This is a genomic window from Paenibacillus tepidiphilus, assembly GCF_008635795.1.
In the GTDB taxonomy this organism is placed as follows: domain Bacteria; phylum Bacillota; class Bacilli; order Paenibacillales; family Paenibacillaceae; genus Paenibacillus_AQ; species Paenibacillus_AQ tepidiphilus.
Map to the genome: position 1 here is coordinate 65,960 of NZ_VWRQ01000013.1, position 24,936 is coordinate 90,895.

Here is a 24,936-nt window from a genome sequence, read left to right on the forward strand (position 1 = left end):
ATATCAAGACAGCCATGCCCCTTTAGAGGGAGCGTGGCTGTCTTGATTTATCTTTGAAAACGGAACGTGCTGAAGATGGAGGCTGCCATGTATCCGGTGCCGATGCCGACGGGAATGAAGAGCAGAAGCCCCCACCAGCCGTATAACGGAATACATACCGCTGCAGCACAGAGTGCGGCAAACGGCTGGATCAGCAGCTGCAGCAGCTTAGTCCCGGCTTCGGCTTTCTGTGCTTTGGTAAACGGCAGGATGCCGATGTAGGCATCGCCCGCAAAGACCAGCCAGTAGGAGGACAGCCAATAGGCCATCAGCGCAGTCAGCACCAGAAAGATCAGCCATTTCAGCAGGAAAAGCCAGGCTGGAACAATCAGGAGGGCGGCAAGCGCGACGCCGGTAAACTGCAGATACAGCTTCAGATGGCCGGGATTGCGGATGAACGCCTTGATGCCTGCCGCCGAGAAGCGGCCCTCCGCCTCCCGGGAGGTCAAGAGCGGCTGCGACCGGCGGAAGATCCACGGCTTATGGCGCGTGGGCCGCGGTTTATCGACTACCTGGGCCAGCATAAGAGAGGCGATGCGCATCCGCTGCTTCAAGCTCTCGCGTATATCCTGCAGGAAGGTCCCCTGGAGCGTCAGCCGGTGCCGGATTGCCCACAGGGTGACCGCTGCATACAGCAGAGCCACGGCTGCAAGCAGCCAGGGCCGGTTCTCCCAGGCAATCGCTGCATACAGATAGCTGCCGCAGGAGAGGAGCAGCGCCGGGATCAGCCGCAGCTGCCGGGCCAGCCCCTGCCGGCTCACCCTGATCAGGTGAACCAGCAGCTTGGTAGCCCAGCCGCAGCTTACCGTCAGGGCCAGCAGAGCCCAGACCGCTGCCTGGGCTACACCGTAGCCCTTTACGATGAAAGGCAGCAGCAGCGCAAAGGCCGCACCAAGCTTCACTGCGGTTACCCCGAGACTATACAGAATGCTCCGCAGCATAATGCTGCTGATCCACTGCCGCCGCTGCAGCAGGAAGAGTGAATCTGCTTCGCGGATGAGCAGCAGCAGACCCCCGGTAGCGAGGAGCACGGCAAGCACCACGGGAATCAGCGCGAACGGTACATACGCTGTCCAGCCTATGGAATCGCCGTTCCAGAACCCGTAATAGAAGCGGCCGCCGAGCAGCAATCCGGGAACAATAATGTACAGCAGTACGATCCAGTCAGCCACCATGCGGATCATCCGGTATTGCTCCCGCCAGTGGGCGAAGAGCCGCTGGCGGAACAGGCGCGTTGCATCCGGCAGGGCATAGCCGGCACCGCTTACCGCATCCGGCCGCAAGGCCCCTTCAGGCCGGCTCATGCGAGCAGGTCGAAGCAATCAAACAACGACCCCTCCGGCAACCCGGCCTCTGCGCGGATGTCCTCCAGCGTTCCGGTGGCCTGCATGATGCCGCCCGAAATCAAGACGAAGCTATCGCAAATCTTCTCTGCCGTATCCAGCACATGCGTAGACATCAGTACGCCTGCCCCGCGCTGGCGCTCAGCCTCCAGCAGCCTCAGGAAATCCTTGGTCGCCCGCGGGTCCAGCCCGATAAAAGGCTCGTCCACAATATAGATATCCGGCTTCACCAGGAACCCGAGCATCAGCATCATCTTCTGCTTCATGCCCTTGGAGAACCCGGCCGGAAGATCATGCCGCACATGGTCCATGCCGAACTGCTGCAGCAGCTTCTCCGCGGCGTCGGCGAAGGATTCATAAGGCAGCCCGTAGGCGGCTGCGGCCAGGTCCAGATGCTCCCACAGCGTCAGATCCTCATAGAATACCGGCTGCTCCGGAACGTAGGCATAGGATTTGTTCTCGCCGCCGATACTCACCTTCGCCTTCGAATGCTTCAGCAGTCCGAGTACAGCCTTGATCGTGGTGCTCTTGCCTGCGCCGTTGGGCCCGATCAGCCCCAGCAGCTCACCCTGCCGGACCTCAAAGGCTATTCCGGAAATGCGCTTATCTCCGGCTTCGTAACCGGCTTCGCTGATGTCCACATCCAATACAACGCCCCCGGGCCCCTTCCTGGCCTCTTCTACTCCGGATGTGCCGGAGCTCTCTGTCTGAGTACTCTTGGTTTCGTCCACTGCTGTCCCTCCACATCGGTTCCATGATCTATCCATTATACGGATATTCTGAAGGATATGCAGTACATTATGGCTGTTCCCTTATGCCGCTCCGCCCCGGGTCCGAGGCAGGCAGGTACTTGATAATCGTGACAATTTTAAGTTTTTTAAAAAATTGTTTGATTTTTAATAATTAAAAGTGTGCTCATTGTGACAAATCACATGTTTTTACCTCAGGGTTATGCCGTATTGTAGGGATAACAGAAAGCATTCCACTGGTGATCACCGCACTTTGCAGCCGGATTTCATACCGTGCGGGGAAACTCACACGATAAATAATAGAGGTGAAAGAATATGATTCAATCCTATGAACGCGATACTCAGCTGACCCTCCATCTGTACAGAGTGTTTGCCAAGTCTTTCAAGAGCATCAATGAGCATGCCGTTACCGGCAGCAAGATTGAAGGATTCAATCCGACAGCGTTTGCAGTGATGGAGGTCCTCTATTATAAAGGGCCGCAACCCATCCAGCAGATTGGAGCCAAGCTGCTGCTGCAGAGCGGCAACGTTACTTATGTCATCGACAAGCTCGAAGAGCGCGGCTATCTGCAGCGCAAGCCATGTCCGAGCGACCGGCGCGTCATTTTTGCCGAGCTGACAGCTGAAGGCGAACGCCTGATGAACGAGATGTACCCGAAATATTCAGAGCGTCTGCACCTGGCTTTCAGCGGCCTCAGCGACGACGAGAAGGAACAAATGATTGTGCTGCTGAAGAAGATGGGACTGCAAGCCGAGAAGCTCTCTCCGCTCCCGCGCAAGTAATACATTATTTACAGCTATAAGAAGCCCCTCGATTGTGAATTGATTCACTTTCAAGCCACAGAAACGGCCGAACCGTCCCTCCAGGGATGATTCGGCCGTTTCTGCTGGTTGCTGCCGGGCCGATGCCTGGCCTACATGGCTGCGTGCGCGGGATCTTCCGGCCGCAGCCGGGAACCGGCTGTCTAGGCCTGTCTGGCCTTCTGCGGCTTGCCCGCTTTCCGGTCGGCCAGCGATGGAACCGATGTGCGCAGGCCGGACGATAGGATAAAGGACAGGACGGCGAACAACGCCATGATGACAAACAGCGAATGCAGGCCTCCCTCCAGCGCGCCGCTCAAGCTGCTTAAAGCTTCACCGGACAAGGCTGCGCCGCCGTGCGGATTCAGCAGGGTATTAATATCCTCGCTCGTTACCGAAGAGCCTGCCGCTCCTGCCAGCTGCCGGTCAATGGAGAAATTCAGCCAGGAGCCAAAGAGAGCAATTCCGACCGTCTGGCCGAGGGAGCGCGTAAAGGTATTAAGCGCCGTGGAGGCGCCGCGCTGCTCATAGTCTACGGAAGACTGCGCGATGATGGTGAACACCGTGGAGGCGCAGCCGAAGCCGAAGCCGCAGAATGGCATCATAGCCAGCAGCTGCAGCGAGGATGAACCGGCGTTCAGAAAGATCAGCCCCACAGCGCCGATGGCGATTAGCACAAGCCCCAGCATACCTGTGCGGCGGGTGCCGGCGCGCAGAATCATCCGGCCGCCGAAGATGGAGCCGAACATCCAGGAGATCGTCATCGGCGCCAGCAGCAGGCCCGAGCGGGCCGCGCTCTGTCCGAATACGCCCTGCACCCATAGCGGTATATATGTGGACAAGCCGATAATCAGGGTGCTGACCAGCAGATTAGCCGCAGTGGACACGGAAATATTGCGGATAGAGAACAGCGACAGCGGCAGCATCGGTTCGGGAACCCGGCGCTCCACGAGCACAAAGACGGTCAGCAGCACGGCTGCCGCCCCCAGGATGGACAGCAGCAGCGGAGAGGACCAGGCCAGGCTTTGGCCGCCGGTCGTGAGCCCGAAGAGCAGCCCTCCCATTCCCGCTGCGAACAGCAGAACACCTGCGATGTCCATCCGCGCCTTTCGTTTCACACGCTCTTCCTTCAGATAGCGGAAGATGAACAGGAGCGCCAGCAGGCCGAAGGGCAGGTTGAAGACAAATACCCAGCGCCAGCTGAAATAATCCACTACATAACCGCCCAGCAGCGGACCGGCCAGGGAGGATATGCCCCATACCGAGCTGAGCAGTCCTTGCGTCTTCGCCCGCTCTTCGATGCTGTAGATATCGCCTATAATCGTAAAGGTCATCGGGATAAGCGCCCCTGCACCCAGACCTTGCAGGCCGCGAAATACAATGAGCTGCTCCATACTCTGCGATAGTCCGCAGAGCAGTGAACCCAGCAGGAATACCAGCGTGCCGCCGATGAAGACCGGCTTGCGGCCGATCAGGTCGCTGAGCTTGCCGAAGATCGGCGTGGTGACTGCCATGGCCAGCAGATATGCCGTGAAGATCCAGCTTAGCCACTGCATGCCCTGGAACTCGCCGACAATAGCCGGTCCTGCGGGTCCGGTGACGGTTCCTTCAATCGCTGCCAGGAAGGTGGCGAGCAGCACTCCCGTTAATATTAACTTTCGTTCCATAGTACCCGGTGACTTCAATGAATCCAGATCCTCTCTGATATAAGCATTTGGGGGATATGATCAGTACCGGCTTTGCAGAAGCGCATGGATAGCGGCATCCTGAAAGCCAGAGGGAGTGTGCCGGTACTGCCGGAGCACTCCTTCCTGCCGGAAGCCGAGACTGTGGAACAACCGCTGCGCGCGGAGGTTATCCGGATGGCATAAAGCTTCAATCCGGTTCAGCCCCATCGTACCAAACCCGAACTCCAGCACCAGTTGCAGCGCTTCGCGCATATATCCCCGCCCCCAATGGGACGGCGCCAATTCGCAGCCGATCTCCCCGCGGTAGGCACCCGGCAGCTGCCAGTAGTTATAGCCGCAGCTGCCAAGCACCTCTCCCTGCGGATCAAGGATGCTCCAGCGCAGGCTCTCCTCCTCCTGCGACATGTACTGCAACTGGCCGATTAGCTGCAGCGCATCGTCAGCCGACGTGAGCGGCGGAGCTTCCAGCCAGCTCGCCACCTGCGGATCGCTCCAGATCCGGTACAATGCCTCCGCATCTTCCGGCAGAAGCTCCCGCAGCTTCACCCGCAGTCCTTGCAGCGGCGGTATTACTCCACCACAACGGTACATAATTCGTCCCCTCTCAACTCTCTAAGTATACTGTAAATTGCTGCAGGACTACCCGAAAGACCTGACATTTCTATGTCATATAAACACATAACTGATGGCGGTCATTTCCTATTATGACGCCGTTCTCCGGATTAGCAAGCGGCCTGCCCGAATGAACGCCCCTTCTATTCAACATTCAAAAAGCGCCTGCACTTTCGGCTTCTAAGCTCCCGAATGCAGACGCTTTGCTATTATACATGACTACGAATAAGCCGCCTAAACCATACTTCGGTTATCTCTTCGAATCCGCCGTCGCGGCCGGCTTCAGCACCTCGGTGCACAGCACCCGGAGCTTCTCCTCAATGTGCTTGAACTCTTCGAGTCCCGTTCCGGTAATGCTGAATGCATCGCCGTGGGCTGTCAGAAAGTTATCCTGGGTCAACCGTTCCAGCTCCTGCTTTACTTCGCGTTCCGCGATCCGGTAGCCAAGCTTCTCCAGTTCAGGCTGAATCTCCGTTAAAGTCAGGTCCTTCTCATGGGCAATGGAAAGCATATGAATTCCGATGAACAAGTTCTGTACATCCGCGCGCATAGTCCACTCCTTCCGGCATAAGCCTTGGTTATATTAAGCTAATAAAGCATTACCCGGAGCGGGAGACGCGGAAACACCCGGAGCCCGCTCCCGGCGCGGGAATTCCAGCCAATCCCTGTCGTTCCATGGTCTTGACGTTCAGCCGCGGCTGTACTATGGTGTAAGTTACAGATTCCAAGATTGAAGCTACAGGAAGGTGTGATTACCCATGTTTCAGGCTATGCCCTATGACGGAACGCGCAGCGAGCGCTTTGAAGCGGTGCTGTCCCAGCTTGCAGCCTTAATGGAAGGAGAGACGAACGCTATTGCCAATCTGGCCAATGCATCGGCTTTGCTGAAATTCTCGCTGCCGGACACCAATTGGGCCGGTTTCTATTTATTCGACGGCAAGGAGCTTGTGCTTGGTCCCTTTCAGGGCCTGCCGGCCTGCATCCGGATTCCGCTGGGCCGCGGTGTCTGCGGAACGGCGGCGGCCGAACGCCGCACGCTTGTGGTCGATGATGTCCATGCCTTCCCCGGCCATATCGCCTGCGACGCCGCCTCAAACAGCGAGATCGTTGTTCCGCTGATCAAGGACGACCGCCTGCTGGGCGTACTCGACATCGACAGCCCGCTCAAGCACCGCTTCGACGATGAAGAGCGTCGCTTTCTGGAACGCTTCGCCGCCATGGTGTCGGAGGTCCTATAGCACAGAATTAACCCCACAAAGTGGGGCTTACCCATGGAGCGGATTCAAGTACTTTGCGGGGACCCCGTAAATAATCCCACAAAGTGCAGCTTGCCCATCGAGCGGATTCAAGTACTTTGCGGGGACCCCGAAAATAACCCCACAAAGTGGGGCTTACCCATGGAGCGGATTCAAGTACTTTGCGGGGACCCCGGATTATTACTTTCATCTTCGTTACAAAACGGCCCTTGGCCCGGCATAGACGCCGGATCAAGGGCCGTTTATTGATTCTGGTCATACTGTACTCTCTACAGCTGCACCGGCCGGATATTCCAGATCTCCGAAGCATACCGGGCAATCGTGTTGTCGCTGGAGAACTTGCCGGAGTGGCCGATGTTGATAATCGACTTCTTCTGCCATTCCCGCTGGTTGCGGTAGGCCAGGTCGATCTTGACATGCGTCTCGACATAAGAAGCGAAATCCTTCAGCACGAAGAATTCGTCGTTGTGGTCGATCAGCGACTGGTAGATCGTATCGAACTCCTGGGCATTGCAGCAGATCGGGCCAGGGGTGATCAGCTGATCAAGCACTTCTTTGATCCGGCCGTCTCCCTGGTAGATATCGCGGGAATGATAGCCGCCGTATTGGTAGTAATCCATGACCTGCTCGGCCCGCAGACCAAACAGGAACATATTGCTGTCCCCCACCATTTCGTGCATTTCCACGTTGGCTCCGTCCATCGTACCGATAGTCAGCGCACCGTTCATCATAAATTTCATGTTGCCGGTTCCCGACGCTTCCTTGCTGGCGGTCGATATTTGCTCGCTGACATCGGCAGCGGGAATGATCTTCTCGGCAAGCGATACCGAATAGTTCTCCAGAAAAAAGATGCGGATCTTCCCTTTGATATCCGGGTCCTTGTTGACGACCTCGGCGACCGTATTGATCAGCTTGATGATCCGCTTCGCAAGATGGTAGCTCGGCGCAGCCTTCGCTCCGAAGATAAAGGTGCGCGGCACCATATCCATCGACGGATTATCCTTGATCTGATTGTACAGATGCATAATATGCAGAATGTTCAGCAGCTGCCGCTTATAGGCATGCAGTCGCTTTACCTGCACGTCGAAGATGGAATCCGGATCGACCTGTACACCGTGTCTGGAGGTGATGTAAGCCGCCAGGCGCTCCTTGTTGCGGCGTTTGATGGCAGCCACCTGCTCCTGGAAGGAGGCATCCTCGCAGTATTTGATCAGCCCGATCATCTCCTGGGGATGATGAATCCAGCGCGTGCCGATCGACTCGCTGATCAGTCCGGCCAGCTCCGGGTTGGCATGCTGCAGCCAGCGCCGGTGGGTGATGCCATTAGTCTTGTTGTTGAAGCGGTGCGGGTACATCTCATTGAAGAGGCGCATCTCACGCTTCTGCAGAATGTCCGTATGGAGCGCCGCCACGCCGTTAACGCTGTGACTGGCGACAATGGCCAGATTGGCCATGCGCACCTGATCGTCGTGAATGACCGCCATCTGGTTAATCCGGTTCTGGTCGCCGGGATACTTGTGCATCAGCTCGCCGCAGAAGCGGGCGTTGATCTCCTCAATGATCAGGAAGATGCGCGGCAGCAGCTCCTTCACCATGCCCATCGGCCATTTCTCCAGCGCTTCGCTGAGTATGGTATGGTTCGTGTAGGAGACCATCCGGGTGGCCATATTCCAGGCCTTCTCCCAGCCGAGTCCGTACACATCCAGCAGAATGCGCATCAGCTCCGGAATCACAAGCGTCGGATGCGTATCATTGATATGCAGCGCGACCTTATCCGGAAGCGTCTCAATCGGCAGGCCGGTCTTGGCGAAGGTACGCAGAATACTCTGTACGCCCGCGCTGCAGAGGAAATATTGCTGCTTCAGCCGCAGCAGCTTGCCTTCATACTGCGAATCGTCGGGATACAGGAACTCCGAGATGGATTCAACCGACCGCTTGTATTCCAGAAACTTGTGGTAATCGGTTCCTGCCATGGAGCCGGAAATACGCGAAGCCAGCGTAACCGACTCGGCGCTCCAATTCCGCAGCGTATTGACATGCTTGCGGTCGGCTCCGATGATCGGAATATCATAGGGCACTGCGCGCACCGTCTCATAATCCTTGTGCTCAAAGGCGAGCTCGCCGTTCTCGAACCGGGTCTCCACATGACCCCAGAACCGCACCTCCACCTGCTTGTCTTCGCGGCGCACTTCCCAGACGTTATCGTTCTGCAGCCAATAATCGGGCAGCTCCACCTGATAGCCGTCTACAATCTTCTGTTCAAACAATCCGTATTTATAGCGGATGCCGGTGCCATGGCCCGCATATTTCAGTGAGGCCAGCGAATCCATGAAGCAGGCGGCGAGCCGGCCGAGGCCTCCGTTGCCGAGGCCCGCATCGGCTTCCATCTCTTCGATCTCCTCGAGCCTGAAGCCCAGCTCTTCCAGACCGTCGCGCACAACCTCCAGCACACCCATATTCAGCAGGTTGTTGCCCAGCAGCCGGCCGATCAGAAACTCCATCGAGAAATAATAGACCTGCTTCTCCTGGCCCGACTTGTACTTCCGGTTCGTCTCCGCCCAGCTTCGGCCTGCATTCTCGCGGATCATATGGCCGAGAATGTTATATACATCGGCATTGGCCGCTTCCTCCAGCGGCTTGCCCAGCTTACCGATCAGCGTCTCGCGGAATACTTGCTTAAAGGTTTCTTTATCGTTGAACAACAGCAGGTCCTCCTGATGAATGTATTTTTGGCCCGGAACGGACAATCAGCAGAGCCCGAGCGAAGCCGCCGGGCCCTGCTGACCAGCATTATATTTTGCTGCTCTTGGCGATGACAAACGGCCGCTTGCTGTCGCCGACGAGGATCCGTTCCTTGCTCAGATGCACGTCTTTATCCATGATGACATTCTCAATAACAGCATTCTCTTCGATTACGCATTTCTGCATAATGACCGAATTCGTAATCTTGGCGCCTTTACGCACCTGTACTCCCCGGAAAATAATGCTGTTCTCCACGGTACCCGCGATAATACAGCCGTTGGCCACCAGCGAATTGCTGACCTCCGCGCTGTCGAGATAACGGGTCGGCGCTTCATATTTGATCTTGGTCTGCACCGGATTCTCCCGGAACAGGCCGGAATAATTCTCCGGCTTCAGCAGCTCCAGGCTATTCTTGTAATAGCTCTCCAGGGAATTGATTACCGCATGATAGCCGGTATATTCATAGGCGGCGATGTTGAATTTATGCCGGTGCTTCTGGATGGCATCGCGGAAGAAGAAGCTTTCCCCGTGGGCGATGCAGTATTCAACCTGCTCCAGGAACAGCTTTTTTTCCATAATAAAAATATCCAGGTACACGTTCGGGTGATCCTTCTCATGATGCATGTTCGTCACCGTGCCCGTTTCGTCCATCTCCACACGCAGGCACAGATCATGCTCCGGCTGCAGCTGTTCCACGCGCTTATAGACCATCGTCACGTCGGCGCCCTTCTCCAGATGATAACGGAATACGTCCTGCAGATCGGCATTGTTGATATGCTGGCTGCCGGAGAACACAATATAGGGGGCCGCGGCCCGTTTGAAGAAATCGAGGTTGTTATGAAAATGCTGCAAATCCCCGAGTGAAGTATCGGTCGGATCGTTCCAGTCCGGCGGCAGAATGAACAGTCCCCCGTGCTTGCGGTTCATATCCCAGGACTTGCCGTCGCCGAGATGGTCCATCAGCGAGCGGTACTTGCGCCGGACGAACAGGCCCACACTCTCCAGCTCCGCACGCATCATATTGGAGAGCACAAAGTCGATCAGCCGGTAACGGCTGGCGAAAGGTACGGCTGCGCCGCAGCGGAAATAGGTCAGCTCGTTTAATTTGTCCAGTTCGTGGTCCAGATTAATGACTCCCATGAGCTCTTTCATCGCGAGAACACCGTCCTTTGATCTTTATATAGATTTGGCTGCAGCTGATTTGCGTTTTTTGTTGCGGTTGTCGATCAGCAGGATTTCGTCCTCGTTCTCGCGTTCCACGCCGATTTCCATATAATCCTCAATAACTGTATTTTCACTGATGATGGCTTTATGAATGCGTACATTCTTGCCGATCTTGACTTTGGGCATAATGACAGAGTCGGTGATAACACTGCCTTCGCCAACCTCTACCCCGTAGAACAGCACAGAATGCTTTACTTCACCGTATACGAGGCAGCCCTCGTTGATAATGCAGCTGGATACCTTCGCCCCGGGGGCGACATACTGGGCCGGTGCATTCGGATTACGGGTAAAAATGCGCCAGTTCGGATCGTTCAGATTCAGCGGCGGCTCATCGCTCAAGAGGTCCATATTGGCTTCCCACAGGCTGGTCACCGTGCCGACATCTCTCCAGTAGCCCTTGAACGGATAGGCGTACAGGGCGTTGTTGTCCTCAAGCATCAGCGGAATAATGTCTTTGCCGAAATCATGCGAGGAGCTCTCGTTCTCGCCGTCGGCCAGAAGATGCTTGCGCAGTACTTCCCACTTGAAAATGTAGACACCCATCGAAGCAAGCGTGCTCTTCGGCCGGGCCGGCTTCTCCTCGAATTCGTAGATTTTCAGATCTTCATCCGTATTGAGGATGCCGAAGCGGCTGGCTTCTTCCACCGGAACATCGATGACCGAGATGGTGCAGTCGGCATTACGCGATTTGTGGTAACGCAGCATGGCGTTGTAATCCATTTTGTAAATATGGTCACCTGACAGAATGAGCACATGCTCGGGGTCGAACTGGTCAACAAATTTGAGATTGCGGTAAATGGCGTCGGCCGTCCCGAGATACCAGCTGCTGCCGTTCTCCCGTTCATGCGGCGGCAGGACGAATACCCCGCCGTTCTTGCGGTTGAGGTCCCAGTCGCCGCCGACTCCGATGTAGGAATGCAGCACCAGCGGTTCATATTGTGTCAGCACGCCCACGGTATCGATCCCCGAATTGGAGCAGTTGCTCAGCGGAAAGTCGATAATCCGGTACGTCCCTCCGAAATACACAGCGGGCTTGGCTAGCGATTTGGTCAATCCTTTCAACCTTTTTCCCTGGCCTCCCGCCAAAAGCATGGCTACCATTTCTTTTTTCTTCATGGAAGAGCCTCCTCGACATATGGGTAGAAAAGCATCTAATCAATAGGTTGAAAAGATCATATGGTGCAGTGTAACCCAGTGCTTGGAACATTCGGAAAGTCATCAATTCGGAACAATGAAGTCAGGTAAAAAGAAATGTGCTTTACAGGAAAGATAGAATAGGGTACTTGACGGGGGGCAAAAGTCCGGGATAGGGACCGAAGCTGCAGAAAACACCGCAGGATCCGGTTCGTAATCCTTATTCTAAATTGTTCTAGGCCCGCCGTCAAAACCCTTTACCGCATTCCTGAAAATCTTTAAATTATAACTATATTCCATATTAATTCCGTTAATATTCCGTAACATTAAATTACCCATTCTGCCTGTTTCTGAAAGAGCAAATCCGAATTTGTGATCTTCAGCAAATATTCAGGCCAGTTATGTCATAATGGAGCCAGTCATTACTTGAACATGGAGGAGTAATTTATGATGAAAGCCGCCCAAGGCGTCCGATTGCTGCTGGTGGACGATGAACCGCATATATTGCAATTTCTCGAGCTTGGATTGATCAACGAAGGCTTCGACGTGCGCACCGCCGGGGATGGTACGGAGGCCATCGCCGTTGCCGCCGAGTTCAAGCCACATGTAGCCATACTGGATGTGATGATGCCGGGTATGGACGGCTTCGAAGTCGTCCGCTACCTGCGCTCGGAAGAAACGGAAATCTCAGTGATTATGCTCACCGCCAGAGATGAGGTCGATGACCGGGTCAAGGGGCTGTCGATCGGGGCCGACGATTATATGGTCAAGCCCTTCAGCTTCGATGAATTGCTGGCGCGGATTCAGGCCAGACTGCGCAACCAGTTTCCGGGTCTTCTCGGCGAGGTGCGCTGCGGCCCCTTCCGGATCGACGGGAGACGCAAGGAAATCCGCTTCAAGGATGAGGTGCTGGAGCTGTCGCCGACCGAATACGAGCTGCTGCAATATCTGGTCATCAACCACGGCCTGGTGCTGAGCAAGCCGATGATTCTCGATAAGGTATGGGGCTACGATTTCGGCGGCGAAGAAAATATCGTCGAGGTCTATATCCGCTCCCTCCGCGAGAAGCTCGGCGACAAGGAGCACCGGATTATCCGCACGCTGCGCGGAGCCGGCTACCGGGTGGATCTGGTATGACCGGAATGTCCGCCCGCTTCTCCCGGATGCTGCGCAGACTTCCTGCCCCCCGTTCTCTGAGCAAGCAGCTGCTGGCGATTTCGCTGATCATCCTCTCGGTGCTGCTGCTGCTGATCGGGGTGCTGCAGGTGGTGCTGATGCGCAACTTTCTGTTCAGCAACCGCGCGGAGGCAATGGAGACGCAGCTGCGCTCCATTCCCAGAGATTTCTATTATGATCTTGTGAACTTCTCGCGGAGCAGCGCGGCGAATAATGCCGCCGCTGCAAACGGCACGGGGGCAGGCGAATCGGCGGCCGCGGAGGCGGACAAAGCAGTTCCGGGGACCGCTGCTGCACTGAGCGGCACCCCGGACCCTATCGCAGCCGGGATCTCCTCCGGCATGCCCTGGCTGGAGAACCGGAGTCCCGGGGGAGATAACAGCGGCGGGGGCGGAATGATGCCGGGCAACTGGCGTACCCAGGAGGGCCGTCGGCCGCTGCTGCTGGATGCCCACACGACCATTGCCGTCTACAGAAACGGAGCCTTTATGGACCTGCAGGCAGATACGCTCTCCGATTCGCCGGCGCCCCGGCTGCCGGACGGGCAGTACGAAGCGCTGCTGAAGCACCCCAGCGACAAGGCGACAGGCGAATACGAGCTGATCCATGCTGCGGACGGCAGCGAGCATCTCGCCGTATTTATGGCCATGTCCCGTCCGGGGGAAGGGCGGATGCTGGTCCAGATGAGCGTCGATACGGCCCCGCTGACCGATGTCATTATGCGGCAGCTGCTGATCTTCGTGGGTCTTGCAGTGGTGGCGCTGCTTACCGGCCTGTTCCTGTACCTGCCTGCGCTGCGCAAGACGCTGGTTCCGCTCTCGAATATGGGGGAGGCGGCGCAGAGCATCGACGCCGGCAATCTCGATATCCGCTTCCCCGTGGATCAGGGGCAGGCGGAGATCGACCAGCTGTCCCGCTCGTTCAACGGCATGCTGGAGCGTCTGGAGATCTCCTTCCGGAACGAGCTGGAGGCCAAGGAGCAGATGCGCCGCTTCGTCGCCGATGCCTCGCATGAACTGCGGACGCCGCTGACGTCGATCCACGGCTTTCTGGAGGTGCTGCTGCGCGGCGCCGCTGACAACAGGGAGCAGCTGCTGGGCGCCCTGAACAGCATGCACGGCGAATCGAAGCGGATCAACAAGCTGGTCGAAGACCTGCTGCTGCTCGCCCGTCTCGACGGCGCTGCGCAGCAGCTGCGGCAGAAGGAGCTGCTGCTGGGCGAGGTCATCGACGAGATGCAGCCCCAGCTGAGGATGCTTGCCGGAAGCCGCAGGGTCAGCTTCGACATCTCCTACGGTATCCGCGGCATGGTTGATGCCGACAAAATCAAGCAGGTGATCCTGAATCTGTTCCAAAACGCAGTGCAGCATACGAATCCGGAAGGCGGCAGCATCCATATCGCCCTGCACGCCAGGGGCCTGCGGGCGGAGCTGTCCGTGAGGGATAACGGCTCCGGCATCACGGAGAACCATCTTCCCCATGTGTTCGAACGCTTCTACCGCAGCGATTCGTCACGGACGCGCAAATACGGCGGCTCCGGCCTGGGCCTGTCGATAACCAAGTCGATTGTGGAGGCGCATGAGGGAGAGATCCGGGTGGAGAGCAGACCGGGGCAGGGAGCCACATTTATCGTCGCTCTCCCGATCCTGCCGGATTAGCTAATATGGCGTAATGAACGCTATAATAGTAAGAAGCTATGCTCATATAACCAAGCCTATGCCTCCGCTATCAGGGGGCTTGGCTAAACAAAACTAGGCCCCTGCTTCCGTTGCGAGTCTTATCCGTAGTCGGATTCATTGAGGCTAGGCTAAACTTAAGGCAGCACCTTGACCGCACCAATCTGCAGCTGTGCTGAAACCGGAGGAGCCGTAGCGGCGTTAGGAAGTCCAAGTATTTCCCGCAGTTCCTGCCAAATCACATGGGAGTGCAGAAGTTCAACAGATATAGTTGGATTTTCGCCACTTAAATTGCTCATTTATGCGGGTTAGCTGCAGTCTAGTTCGATAATCGCCACTTAATCATAGTGAAAGTGGCCACTGGAGCGAATTTTAGTCGAAATAGATGGCGGAAATCCAACTAGAGTCGGCAAATCGCGCTGTAGGCGAAAAATAAGTAGCGGAATTCCAACTAACGTCTGGAGTGCATGAAATGGCAGAGTAGCTCTTCCCTGACTGACTAGCGGAGAGGCCGGGGATGTTCACGCATGGGCAGATTCGGAATGGTCAAGGGACTAGGCCCATGCTTCCGATGCGAGTTTTGTTCGTAGCGGATTCACGGAGGCTTAGCTCACAAAACTAGGCCCATGCTTCCGATGCGAGTTTTGTTCGTAGCGGATTCACGGAGGCTTAGCTCACAAAACTAGGCCCATGCTTCCGTTGCGAGTTTTGTTCGTAGCGGATTCACGGAGGCTTAGCTCACAAAACTAGGCTTATGCTTCCGTTGCGAGTTTTGTTCGTAGCGGATTCACGGAGGCTTAGCTAAACAAAACTTTGAGGAGGCTACACTATGTACGAAATCGCCGTTATCGGCGCCGGCCCGGCCGGTGCCAGCGCAGCGCTGTTCGCCGCCAAGGCAGGCAAGTCCACGCTGCTGATCGACAACGACAAGGGGATGACCCGCAGAGGCTGGTATGAGAACTATTACGGCATCGCCGAAATCGGCGGACCCGAGCTCGTTGAGACCGGACATAAGCAGGCGGTCAAATTCGGCGCCAAGCTGGTGGAAGGACAGGCTGTGAGCCTAGCCAAGGCAGCCGAGGGCTTCGTGATCGAAACTGAGAACGGTGACTCCTATGAAGCGAAGCATGTCATCCTCGCTACAGGCGTTCTTACCGATCTGGCGGCAGCGGCCGGAGTGGAGACCAAAGACGGCACGGAACCGCGTATCAAAACAGTCGTTGCGGTCACTCCGGAAGGCAAGACGAATGTGGAAGGCATCTGGGCTGCCGGAACGGTTGCCGGTGTCAGCGTACACGCTATCATTACCGCGGGCGACGGCGCCAAGGTCGCCATCAATATTATCAGCGAGCTGAACGGCACCCGGTATGTGGACCATGATCTGCTGAAATAAATATTGCGGCATTTATAGCAATTGACAGCAGCAAACAGGGATGATAATTTTACGATAGAATATTAAAGGCAATGTAACCTTTGGGTTCAACCTCGCTGAGAAGTGGGTTGGGCCCTTTTTGCATTGTTCTAACCAAGGAGGATGAATATGATCAGAACAGAATGGCTGCTGCAGCGGCTGGATGAGATCGGCAGATCGCTTGAACGCAAGGGGGGAGCGCTGCTGCTATTAGGCGTTGGTTCCGTTGGCACCGAGACCGGACGGCTCGACGATTATTCGGACCTGGATTTCTTTGTTATTGTGGAGCCGGGGCAGAAGGACAGATATATTGATCGTCTGGATTGGCTCGAAGAGGTCCATCCGCTTGCCTATGCTTTCAAGAATTCGGATGTCGGGTACAAAATCCTGTTCGAGGACGGAATTTACGGAGAATATGCGGTATTTGAAGAATCGGAGCTGGCGGATGCCTCCTATTCAGGCGGCCGGGTCGTATGGAAGGATCCTGCGTATACCGGTAAAGAACCCCTGATTTCATCTTCCAACCGGCTTCCTGTCCTTAAAAAGAGCTCCCTCGACTATCCCTTGAACGAAGCCTTAACCAATCTGTACGTCGGGCTCGGCCGGTATGCACGGGGTGAACGCCTGTCTGCTGCACGGTTCATTCAGAGTTACGCGATAGACAGCATTCTGTCCGTACTCCATCTGCTGGAGCAGGAGGTAGAATACTATCCCGATCCGTTCGGCAATGAGCGGCGGCTGGAGAAGAGATTCCCAAGGTTTGCGGAAATCATCGGCCAAATGATGCAGGGCTACGATCATGTTCCCGAATCGGCCCTGCGTATTCTCGATTTCCTGGAGGAAGTGTATCCGGTCAATCCACGGCTAAGCGCGGAGATCCGGCGGTTGGCTGACCGGACCTGTCAGCAGGAAAGCACATCCATAGATTCATGAACCGTTTTTTTGCCAACAGGCAGTCAGCCTTATTTGTAATGGAGAAGATAATCGAATGATTTACAGTGGACGATTGAGTCTAGACCCTTGCTTCCGGATCATAGTTTAATTGCTTAATCCTACTTTATATAAACCCAAGCTCTCTCATAGCTTGTGCATAAAATATATAAAAGCTCATTTGCAACAATTCCCGCAGTTTGCAAATTTAATGAGCAGGTAGGAGGATGTTTATGAAAGGACTAATCTTGTGCGCCGGCCGGGGGACGAGACTGCAGCCTTCAACTTATACCAAACCAAAGTGCATGCTGCCTGTTAACGGTGAGTCTATTCTTGTCTCCATCATCAACAAACTTGTTGCGGCCGGAATTACCGATATTGGTATCGTAGTAAATCCTTCGCAGGCAGAAATCCGGGAAACGATCGGGAATGGAGAGCAGTTGAATGCCTCTTTAACCTTTCTGCTGCAAAAAGAGGCTTTGGGATTGGCGGATGCGGTCAAATGTGCGCAGCCTTTTATGGGGGATTCCTCTTTTTTATTGATGCTTGGCGATAATTTGTATGAAGGTGAGCTGGAGCCATTGATCCAATCCCTGCATGCAGACCAATCTGCAGCTTCGATACTGCTTCAGCCGGTCAAGGAGCCCCGTCAATTCGGCATTGCCGTAATTGAAGAGGGGAGAATCGTCAACTTGGAAGAGAAGCCCCTCGACCCGAAATCGAATCTGGCTATTGTCGGCGTGTATGTTTTGACGTCAGCCATCTGGCCGGCCATTGAGAGTCTTACCCCTTCGACCCGGGGTGAATATGAACTAACCGATGCCCTTCAAGGGGTAATCTCGGAAGGCGGGCATGTGGCGTACAGCATAGCGACCGCACCTTTTTTTGATATCGGAACCCATGAACGCTGGCTTGAGGCCAACCAGTACCAGATGGATCATGATCCAAAGAATGTCGCGGTGCCGTCCTGCAATAATGCCTCGGTTCAGTGGATTCCGCCAATCAAGGTCGATCCGACCGCCCGTGTAATGAATAGTATTATTGGACCTCATGTGTATATTGGTCCGAATAGCGTCGTCGAACATTGTATTCTAAGCAATAGCATTTTGACGGATCAGGTGAGGCTGTCCCAGGTTCATGCGGAGGGGAGTGTGTTTGGATCACAAGTTCATCTGGTTGAACAGGAAATTCAGGAGCAGCCTGCCCGTCATATCCTTGGGGACCGTGCAACGGTTACAAGAATCCAGCCTGACTTGCCAAACGATTCACAATTAAATCGGATCCGTACTGGGGATTAGTCCAATCCATTCACTGGGGTAATCACATACTCTTAGAGTAGTCAAATGCATAAGGCAGCTATGCAAAAATACCTTTAAGGGTAGGTGATGTTGAAAATGATTGAGTTGGTTTTGACGATCAACGATAAAGACGGGAGCTACACGGAGCATGCGGGTGTTGTTCTGGCATCCATTTTTTCCAACACCCAGCAAACGATTAATGTACACATTGTGCATGATGATTCCTTAAGTGAAGAGAACAAGCAAAAGCTCCGCCAGTTAGTGGAACTGTTTCATCACAACATCTTTTTTTATCACGTTACAATTCCCGGGGATCTGTACGAGGTTGCTGCCGGCGTGCACAAGATCGACTATTGGACAATAGCCAGTATGTACCGTTTGTTGCTTCCGCTGTTTATTCAGAGCGACCGGGTTATTTATTTGGACTGCGACATTCTGGTCAATATGGATATTAACGAATTGTGGAGCATTGACCTGGGGGATCGGTATTTAGGCGCAGTACTGGATCAAGGCCAGAATTTGCTGGAGTATTTCACTTCACTCGGCCTTAATGCAGAGCTGTATTTTAACTCAGGGGTAATTCTGTTTCATCTGGACAATATCCGCAATAAACAGGGCTGGTATGAAGAAATACTCCATTTCCTGCGCAGCTATCCGACGATGACCATGCCTGATCAGGATGTGCTGAATTCTGTTTACAGCTCCAACTATTTGCAAATGGATCAGCGCTTCAATACGTTCGCGCATGCTGAACTTGAGCTAGAGAACAAAATTGTTCATTTCGCCGGAGACAACAAATGGTGGGATATTGATTCACCAGCAGCACCGCTATACGCTAAATTTCTTGCCATGACCCCATGGGGCAGAGAAGCTGCAGCAGAGCCGGTTTATGAGCCGGAGCAGGTCAACATCGCACCCGAGCCGCCCGCTCCTGAAATTCAACCTGCAGCCATACAGCTTCCGGAACATCCGGTCCTTGAAGCCGCTGCCCCGGCTCTTGAAGAGGCCCCGCGAGCCCCTGAAGCGGTAACCCCGGCCCCGGAGAACATTCCTGTAAAGCGGCACAGACGGAAACGCCGCAGATTGTCACGCTTACGGATAAGACGCAGATTGAGATTGAAATTGAGACTGAAGCTGAGACTGAGAAGGAAAAGAATCATCCGCGCCAAATACCGTTCTAAAAAGCGGTTAAAGCTGATCAAGCGTCTACATGTAAAGAAGAGAAAAGCACTGCTGATGAGAAAAAAGAAACTTCTGCTGGTCAAAAGAAAGAGCAAAAATATGATAAAAAAGGTACCTCCGAAAAAAAGAACATACCCCTTAAAGCGTACCTCCTAAGGGGCTATGATAGCGATCCGCCCTGCGATCCGGGTGGATCGTTAGTGTTAGGAGGTTGGACAAGTCTTTAGCACACTATTGATGCTTTCAATCCCTCGTACGGCCTCCTTCCACGATGTACTGAAATTGCCGCTTGTCGGTCATGGGCAGGTATTTCCTTCGGCTGGGCTTTTAGTGGCGGGCAGAAACCGGGTGCCCAGACCCGCCTCCGGTATAACGGCTTTGCGGATTCTCATTGTCGTACGCCTCCTTTCCTTCCGGGCTCTTCCACTGCGAATTCCGGTAATCCGGCTCCGCCTGCCGCTTGCCGCCATAGAATTCCTGGACAATATACAGCGGACGCCCCTTGGTCTCGTCATAGATCCGGCCGACATATTCGCCCAGAATGCCCAGCATTATCAGCACAAATCCGTTAAAGGTAAGCGTAATGCCGATCATCGATGCCCAGCCCTTAACCGCCTCGTCGGTGAACAATGCCAGGTATACGACATACATCAGATACACGAAGCCGGATACGGATAGCAGCGTTCCCAGAACCCCGGCAAGCTTCAGCGGCTTGTAAGAAAAAGATGTAATGCCGTCGAGGGACAGCTTGATCATCCGCTTCAGCGGATATTTCGTCTCCCCCGCAAGCCGTTCATCGCGTTCGTATTCAATCGCCTTCTGGCGGAAACCCACCCAGCTGACGAGTCCGCGCACGAAGCGGTTTTTCTCCGGCAGACGCTTGAGCTCATCACATACCTTGCGGTCAATCAGGCGAAAATCGCCGGTATCGACCGGGATGGAGATGTCGGTGCAATAACGCAGAATGCGGTAAAACGCGCTGGCGGTCCACTTTTTGAACACGGATTCGCCCTTTCGTTTGATGCGTTTGGCGTATACGACCTCATAGCCCTGTTTCCATTCGGTGATCATATCGAGAATCAGCTCAGGCGGGTCCTGCAGATCGGCGTCGATAATGACCACCGCATCGCCCAAGGCATAGTCCATACCGGCTGTGATGGCGATCTGATGCCCGAAATTGCGGCTGAGATCTATCAGCTTCACGCTTTCGTCCCAATAGCTGTATTCTTCGATCATCCGGGCGCAGTTGTCGGTGCTGCCGTCATTGACGAACAGCAGCTCATACGGCTCGCCGGTGGTTCCCATTACTTTTTTGATCCGCCGGTAGGTCTCCTGAATAACCGCCTCTTCGTTGTACATCGGTATGATGATGGAATAGCGCACTTTGATGCTCATAGGGCAGCTCCTCCTTGTAATTGTAATCATGAAGCGCGCAGGCTGCGCGCCTCATGCCATGCCGACTGTCTGCTAATTGAGTGTAACCTCGTACAAGGTGCCTCCGCTTGCGCCGCCTGCTGTTCCCTGCCACTCTTCGGATGGCACTTCCGTTCCGTGCTCCGTTATCCAGCTTGTGACCTCGGAGCTGCCACCGCCACCCCGGCCGCCGCCGCTGGTAACGTAGAAATACTTCACGGCTCCGCTGCGGACCAAAGCCTCCAGACTCTCGGCGTCATATACCGGATCAGAGCCGGAATATCCGTTAAGAATGACCACAGATGCTCCTTCGTTGATGATATAAGGGCCTGCCGCCGTGTAATTTAATGCGGCAAACAGATACTTCTCGCCAGTGTTATGCTCCTCCAGATAAGCAATGAGGTTCTGGTTTACCTCCCCGCCCTGTGACCTGCCGCCTCCGACGCTGTTCTCGCTGTCCGGGCCAGCAGCAGGAAGCTGGCTGCTCTGGCCGTAAGTAATGGGCGTCAGCGCCCAATATAGCGGCCCGATCAGCAGCACCAGCATGCCAAGCACTGCTGCCGTATGCGCCGCAGGCTTTTCCTTCGCACCAAGGACCCGGATGAGTACGAGCACCAGGGTCATGGCCACACCCGAGGCGAGCACGGCAATGGACCAGCCCGGGCCGATCCTATCATCATACGGATGGATAATATACCATGCGAACCCTGCTGTAGCGAGCACGGCCGCCGGGAGCAGCCAGGACAGCCACAACGAATGTTCCTTATAGTAGTGCCACAGTTGGCCCCAGCCTGCCCCGGCAAGCGCCGCTATCGGCGGGGCCATCATGATCAGGTAGTACTGGTGGAAGAATCCGGCGATGCTGAAGAAGCCCATCACCGGGACCAGCCAGGCCAGCCAGAACAACGTCTCCTTATGCCGCTGCGTGAAGTTCTTCCGGCGCAAGGAGGCGAAGATGCCGATGACGCCGAAGAATACGAGCGGCAGCAGCCAGCTGGCCTGCCCCGACAGCTCCGCCTGGAACAGCCGCAGCGGACCGGGCGTGCCGGTGTTGAACATCCCGCCGCCACCGCCGCCGGGAGCACCCATGCCGCCGCCGAATTGCCGTCCGCCGTCCTGGCGGTCGCCACCGCCTGCGAACCCGCGCCCGCCGGCATCCTGCCCCGGCGGCAAGGCCTGGCCGCCGTCCGGCCGGCCGCTGCTGGAGTCTCCGCGGCCATCTCCGCCGGGCATGGCCGGCATTTCGCCGCCGGCACCCGGCATGCCTCCGTCCTGCATGCCTCCGTCCTGCATGCCGCCTCCCTGCATGCCGCCTCCCTGCATGCCGCCTCCCTGCATGCCACCGCTGCCTGTGCTGCGGTCGCCCGTCAGGCGGGAGACGCCGTTATAGCCGAAAGCCAGGTTCAGCACGGAGTTCGTGCCGCTGCTGCCGATGTACGGGCGTTTGTCCGCCGGGATGGAATCGACAATCACCGCCCAGGAGAGCGAAATGGTAAGCAGCACAGCTGTGCAAGCCGCCAGGAGGCCGGTCTTCTTCTTCCAGTTCACCTTGCCTGCAAGGATATAAAAAAGATAGAATGCCGGTACGACCATATAGGCCTGCAGCATTTTTTCGTTGAAGGCTACGCCGAGCAGCCCGAAGGCAGCCAGCAGACTGGCGGGCTTGCTCCGCTTCGTCCCGCGGAACAGGAACCATGCCGCCAGCAACAGTGTGAACACCAGCAAGGCATCAATATTGTTCGTCCGGCTTACAGCCGCAGCGACCGGCGTAACCGCCATCGCCAGAGCGGCCAGCCGGGCGGCGGTGCGGCCGAAGGCCGGCTTTACCAGCAGGTACACCAGCAGCACCGAGCCGACGCCGCCAAGCGTCTGAGGCAGGATGACACTCCAGCCGTGCAGCCCGAAGATCCAGGCGCTGGCCGTCTGAATCCAGAACGCCACCGGCGGTTTGTCCACCGTTACGGACCCGGCGGAGTCCAGGGAAGCAAAGAAGAAATTGTGAAAGTTCTCCAGCATACTCCCCACCGCCGTGGTGTAATACAAATTCACATATTGATCATTCCAGATTCCATAGCCGTACAGAAACGCCGCCAGCAGCATACTGCCGAGCAATACGGCATCGAATCCAGGCTTTTTCCGCCATTTCATGGGCATCACTCCCTTAGTCCATCCTTTTCAGGCAGTGCTCCGCACCCCCCGGTGCACCTGTTCCTTACCCGTATTATTGCAGTCCTACCTTAAGTCATAATGAACGTCCGCTGAATGTTTGCTGAAACATCAAAGCTGCAAAATGATGTCTGTACAGCAAAAAGCCCCGCCTTCCGGCGGAGCTCAACTTGTTCCTGTCAGACAAACCTGGGGCATTTCGGGTCCATTACAGCCTTACCAGCCCGGCTTTCCGTTCATTTGCGGCGCGCGCGCAGCCGTCTGCGGATTTCCCGGGCGAGCTGCTCCTTCTCGCCGAGCGGAACCCCTTCCAGCAGCCGCGCGGCGGCTACCGGAAGTATCCATGCGTTGACGGCCGCATAGCTCTGACCCGAAAGCTTCAGGTACTCCTTAATGTAGAGCTTCGTCAGCCGTTGCCTGAAGAAGGACGTAATAATTTTGCGGATAAAGGGCGTTCCCGGAGGCATCGCCCCCATAGACAGCAGCAGGACGGTCCGCGCCACATCGGCGTTCGGATCACCCGTAATGCCGGTCATCCAGTCGATGATCCAGGGCTTGCCGCTGATCAGTACATTGTCCGGATGATAATCGCCGTGGCACAGACGGTCGCCCGCAGGAAGCCTCGCCAATTGCTCCAGCACGGCGCTTTTCTCTTCCATCGTCAGCATAGGCGCTGCGATAATGCTCTTCTCCAGCTGCTCCTTCTGCCGTGCAAGCGGATCAGGTCCCTGAAGCCGGTGCAGACTATAGTGCAGCCCGGCCAATTGCGCAGCATATGCGCCTAATTGCAGCGGCTTGTCGCCGATCAGCTTCAGCAAGGAAGCTCCTCCAACCCGCTCAAATACGATGCCTTTGCGCTCTGACCTGTCGACAAGCTCCAGGGGCTGCGGCGTCTGCAGGCCTTGTTCATGCGCATACCGGCTGACCAGATACTCCCGCTCCACCTGATAGCTGTCTATTTCTTCCCTGTACAGCTTCAAAATCGTTCCGTCCCCGTGTTCAAATACTTCTGCAGTCCGTCCAACGCCGATTCGCTTCCCATCCATACCGGCAGCCTCCTGTTAGCCGAGATTAACCTTCGTGTAATGCTCAACTACCGGGAACGGGCTGTAATAGTGATGGAGCAACGCTTTCCATTCCTGATATTGCGGAGATTCCCTGAACCCTACCGTGTGATCCTCAAGACTCCGCCACTGCACCAGCAGCAGATATTTATGGTCATCCTCCATACAGTGCTGAAGCTGGTGCCCTATGTAACCCTCAATAGACGCTATCAGCGGGGATGCCGCTTTAAAGCTCTCTTCAAACGCCGCCGTGAGACCCGGCTTAATTTGCAGCATGGCCGCTTCCAGAATCATTAGTGCTTATCCCCTTCCCGCTCATCCGCAATCAGCGCATCCACAAAAAATTCATGATAAAAGTTGTTGAGCACAAGCAGCACCGCCAGCGATTCTCCGGTGCTGCCCACCTCCAGCGAATGGTTGGCCTCATCGATGCAGTATACTCGCAGACCCGGCAGATCCCGGATCTCCGCTGCATGCTGCTCGGTGAACATAGGATCGCTGCCCCCGTATATGACCGTCCCCCGGCTGGCCTGAATCGACGGCACGGCTTCAGCAACCGGGGTAAGATGGAGGTGGGAGACCTTTCCCCGGAACTCCGGCTCCTCCCCCAGCCTTCCGGCCAGCACCGTTCCCATGCTCTTGCCGATGAACAGCAGCCGTTCATAGACTGGCACGGCTGCCAGCGCAGCCTTGCATTCCCCGGCGAGGATGTCCAGTTCCTCGCGTTTGAAGGGTGCTCTGGCGCTCTGGTATCCGTATTCCAGCACCAGCAGGTCGCAGTCATACTCTGCAGCCACCTTGGCCGCATAATACAGCAGCGGCCGGTCGGCGGAATAATTCTGCCCCGGAAATACTACCGCCAGCGCCTTGCCGCCCTGCGCATTATATTTATGTCTGACCTCTCTGCCCCAGTGAGAGGGCATAATAATATTGGTTACGGCCATCCGGGGACCCTCCTTCTCCATCCGGCCTGCTTATCCGCCGTTTCTACTTATTATAGTCAACCTTCCTCTCAGATGGAAATGTCACAAC

Annotated in this window: 21 protein-coding genes; 8 read left to right on the top strand and 13 right to left on the bottom strand. The window is 55.6% G+C overall.

The genetic code is table 11. The annotated features are described in order from the left end of the window. Nucleotides 1-47: 47 nt before the first annotated feature. Both F1379_RS17185 and F1379_RS17190 read right to left on the bottom strand, forming a co-directional pair. Nucleotides 48-1,361: an ABC transporter permease gene (locus F1379_RS17185; RefSeq protein ID WP_150272019.1), complete on the bottom strand. Its 1,314-nt coding sequence runs from the start codon at nt 1,359-1,361 to the stop codon at nt 48-50. Then, nucleotides 1,340-2,029, bottom strand: coding sequence for an ABC transporter ATP-binding protein (locus tag F1379_RS17190; protein ID WP_239004716.1), 690 nt, complete (start codon nt 2,027-2,029; stop codon nt 1,340-1,342). Before F1379_RS17190 ends, F1379_RS17185 begins: the two co-directional genes overlap by 22 nt. A 417-nt stretch (nt 2,030-2,446) precedes the next feature. Between F1379_RS17190 and F1379_RS17195 the strand changes: the two genes are divergently transcribed. Then, nucleotides 2,447-2,914, top strand: coding sequence for a MarR family winged helix-turn-helix transcriptional regulator (locus F1379_RS17195; protein ID WP_150272023.1), 468 nt, complete (start codon nt 2,447-2,449; stop codon nt 2,912-2,914). Between the two features lie 182 nt (nt 2,915-3,096). Here F1379_RS17195 and F1379_RS17200 read toward each other — a convergent pair whose 3' ends face one another. From F1379_RS17200 to F1379_RS17210, 3 genes are all read right to left on the bottom strand, one after another. Next, complete coding sequence (locus F1379_RS17200) at nt 3,097-4,599, bottom strand: MDR family MFS transporter (protein ID WP_150272025.1); 1,503 nt, start codon at nt 4,597-4,599, stop codon at nt 3,097-3,099. 60 nt (nt 4,600-4,659) lie between these two features. Beyond that, on the bottom strand, nt 4,660-5,211 hold the full coding sequence (locus F1379_RS17205) for a GNAT family N-acetyltransferase (RefSeq protein ID WP_150272027.1): 552 nt from the start codon (nt 5,209-5,211) through the stop codon (nt 4,660-4,662). Between the two features lie 271 nt (nt 5,212-5,482). Next, entirely contained in the window at nt 5,483-5,782 is a 300-nt protein-coding gene (locus F1379_RS17210) for a winged-helix domain-containing protein (protein ID WP_150272030.1), read from the bottom strand. 208 nt (nt 5,783-5,990) lie between these two features. Between F1379_RS17210 and F1379_RS17215 the strand changes: the two genes are divergently transcribed. After that, on the top strand, nt 5,991-6,470 hold the full coding sequence (locus F1379_RS17215) for a GAF domain-containing protein (RefSeq protein ID WP_150272032.1): 480 nt from the start codon (nt 5,991-5,993) through the stop codon (nt 6,468-6,470). A 287-nt stretch (nt 6,471-6,757) separates the two neighbouring features. Here F1379_RS17215 and F1379_RS17220 read toward each other — a convergent pair whose 3' ends face one another. From F1379_RS17220 to F1379_RS17230, 3 genes are all read right to left on the bottom strand, one after another. Next, complete coding sequence (locus F1379_RS17220; RefSeq protein WP_150272034.1) at nt 6,758-9,190, bottom strand: glycogen/starch/alpha-glucan phosphorylase; 2,433 nt, start codon at nt 9,188-9,190, stop codon at nt 6,758-6,760. Nucleotides 9,191-9,278: 88 nt separating this feature from the next. Then, nucleotides 9,279-10,382 (bottom strand): glucose-1-phosphate adenylyltransferase subunit GlgD, encoded by a 1,104-nt coding sequence (gene glgD / locus F1379_RS17225; RefSeq protein WP_150272036.1) that lies wholly within the window; start codon nt 10,380-10,382, stop codon nt 9,279-9,281. Nucleotides 10,383-10,406: 24 nt separating this feature from the next. After that, on the bottom strand, nt 10,407-11,570 hold the full coding sequence (locus tag F1379_RS17230) for a glucose-1-phosphate adenylyltransferase (RefSeq protein ID WP_150272038.1): 1,164 nt from the start codon (nt 11,568-11,570) through the stop codon (nt 10,407-10,409). Nucleotides 11,571-12,038: 468 nt separating this feature from the next. Between F1379_RS17230 and F1379_RS17235 the strand changes: the two genes are divergently transcribed. The 6 genes from F1379_RS17235 to F1379_RS17260 all read left to right on the top strand — a co-directional run bounded on the left by F1379_RS17235 (nt 12,039) and on the right by F1379_RS17260 (nt 19,417). Beyond that, nucleotides 12,039-12,725, top strand: a complete 687-nt coding sequence (locus F1379_RS17235; RefSeq protein WP_150272253.1) for a response regulator transcription factor — start codon at nt 12,039-12,041, stop codon at nt 12,723-12,725. Further along, entirely contained in the window at nt 12,722-14,422 is a 1,701-nt protein-coding gene (locus F1379_RS17240; protein WP_239004712.1) for a sensor histidine kinase, read from the top strand. Before F1379_RS17235 ends, F1379_RS17240 begins: the two co-directional genes overlap by 4 nt. Before the next feature lie 847 nt (nt 14,423-15,269). Then, nucleotides 15,270-15,833: an FAD-dependent oxidoreductase gene (locus F1379_RS17245; protein WP_150272040.1), complete on the top strand. Its 564-nt coding sequence runs from the start codon at nt 15,270-15,272 to the stop codon at nt 15,831-15,833. Between the two features lie 147 nt (nt 15,834-15,980). Further along, nucleotides 15,981-16,784 carry a hypothetical protein gene (locus F1379_RS17250; RefSeq protein WP_150272042.1) on the top strand — a complete coding sequence of 268 codons (804 nt, stop codon included), beginning with the start codon at nt 15,981-15,983 and terminating at the stop codon, nt 16,782-16,784. 224 nt (nt 16,785-17,008) lie between these two features. Continuing rightward, nucleotides 17,009-18,079 carry a sugar phosphate nucleotidyltransferase gene (locus tag F1379_RS17255; RefSeq protein ID WP_239004713.1) on the top strand — a complete coding sequence of 357 codons (1,071 nt, stop codon included), beginning with the start codon at nt 17,009-17,011 and terminating at the stop codon, nt 18,077-18,079. Between the two features lie 96 nt (nt 18,080-18,175). Further along, complete coding sequence (locus F1379_RS17260) at nt 18,176-19,417, top strand: glycosyltransferase family 8 protein (RefSeq protein WP_162551194.1); 1,242 nt, start codon at nt 18,176-18,178, stop codon at nt 19,415-19,417. Between the two features lie 171 nt (nt 19,418-19,588). Here the strand turns inward: F1379_RS17260 and F1379_RS17270 are convergent, their stop codons facing one another. The 5 genes from F1379_RS17270 to F1379_RS17290 form a co-directional block, all read right to left on the bottom strand. Continuing rightward, on the bottom strand, nt 19,589-20,656 hold the full coding sequence (locus F1379_RS17270) for a glycosyltransferase family 2 protein (RefSeq protein WP_239004714.1): 1,068 nt from the start codon (nt 20,654-20,656) through the stop codon (nt 19,589-19,591). Nucleotides 20,657-20,728: 72 nt separating this feature from the next. Next, the gene (locus tag F1379_RS17275) at nt 20,729-22,828 is read right to left on the bottom strand and encodes a glycosyltransferase family 39 protein (RefSeq protein ID WP_420850511.1); all 2,100 of its coding nucleotides are present in this window, start codon (nt 22,826-22,828) and stop codon (nt 20,729-20,731) included. A gap of 248 nt (nt 22,829-23,076) precedes the next feature. Further along, nucleotides 23,077-23,886, bottom strand: coding sequence for a phosphotransferase family protein (locus tag F1379_RS17280; protein ID WP_150272049.1), 810 nt, complete (start codon nt 23,884-23,886; stop codon nt 23,077-23,079). Between the two features lie 15 nt (nt 23,887-23,901). Next, nucleotides 23,902-24,198, bottom strand: a complete 297-nt coding sequence (locus F1379_RS17285; RefSeq protein WP_150272051.1) for an antibiotic biosynthesis monooxygenase family protein — start codon at nt 24,196-24,198, stop codon at nt 23,902-23,904. After that, complete coding sequence (locus tag F1379_RS17290) at nt 24,198-24,848, bottom strand: BTB/POZ domain-containing protein (RefSeq protein ID WP_150272053.1); 651 nt, start codon at nt 24,846-24,848, stop codon at nt 24,198-24,200. Before F1379_RS17290 ends, F1379_RS17285 begins: the two co-directional genes overlap by 1 nt. Between the last annotated feature and the right edge of the window lie 88 nt (nt 24,849-24,936).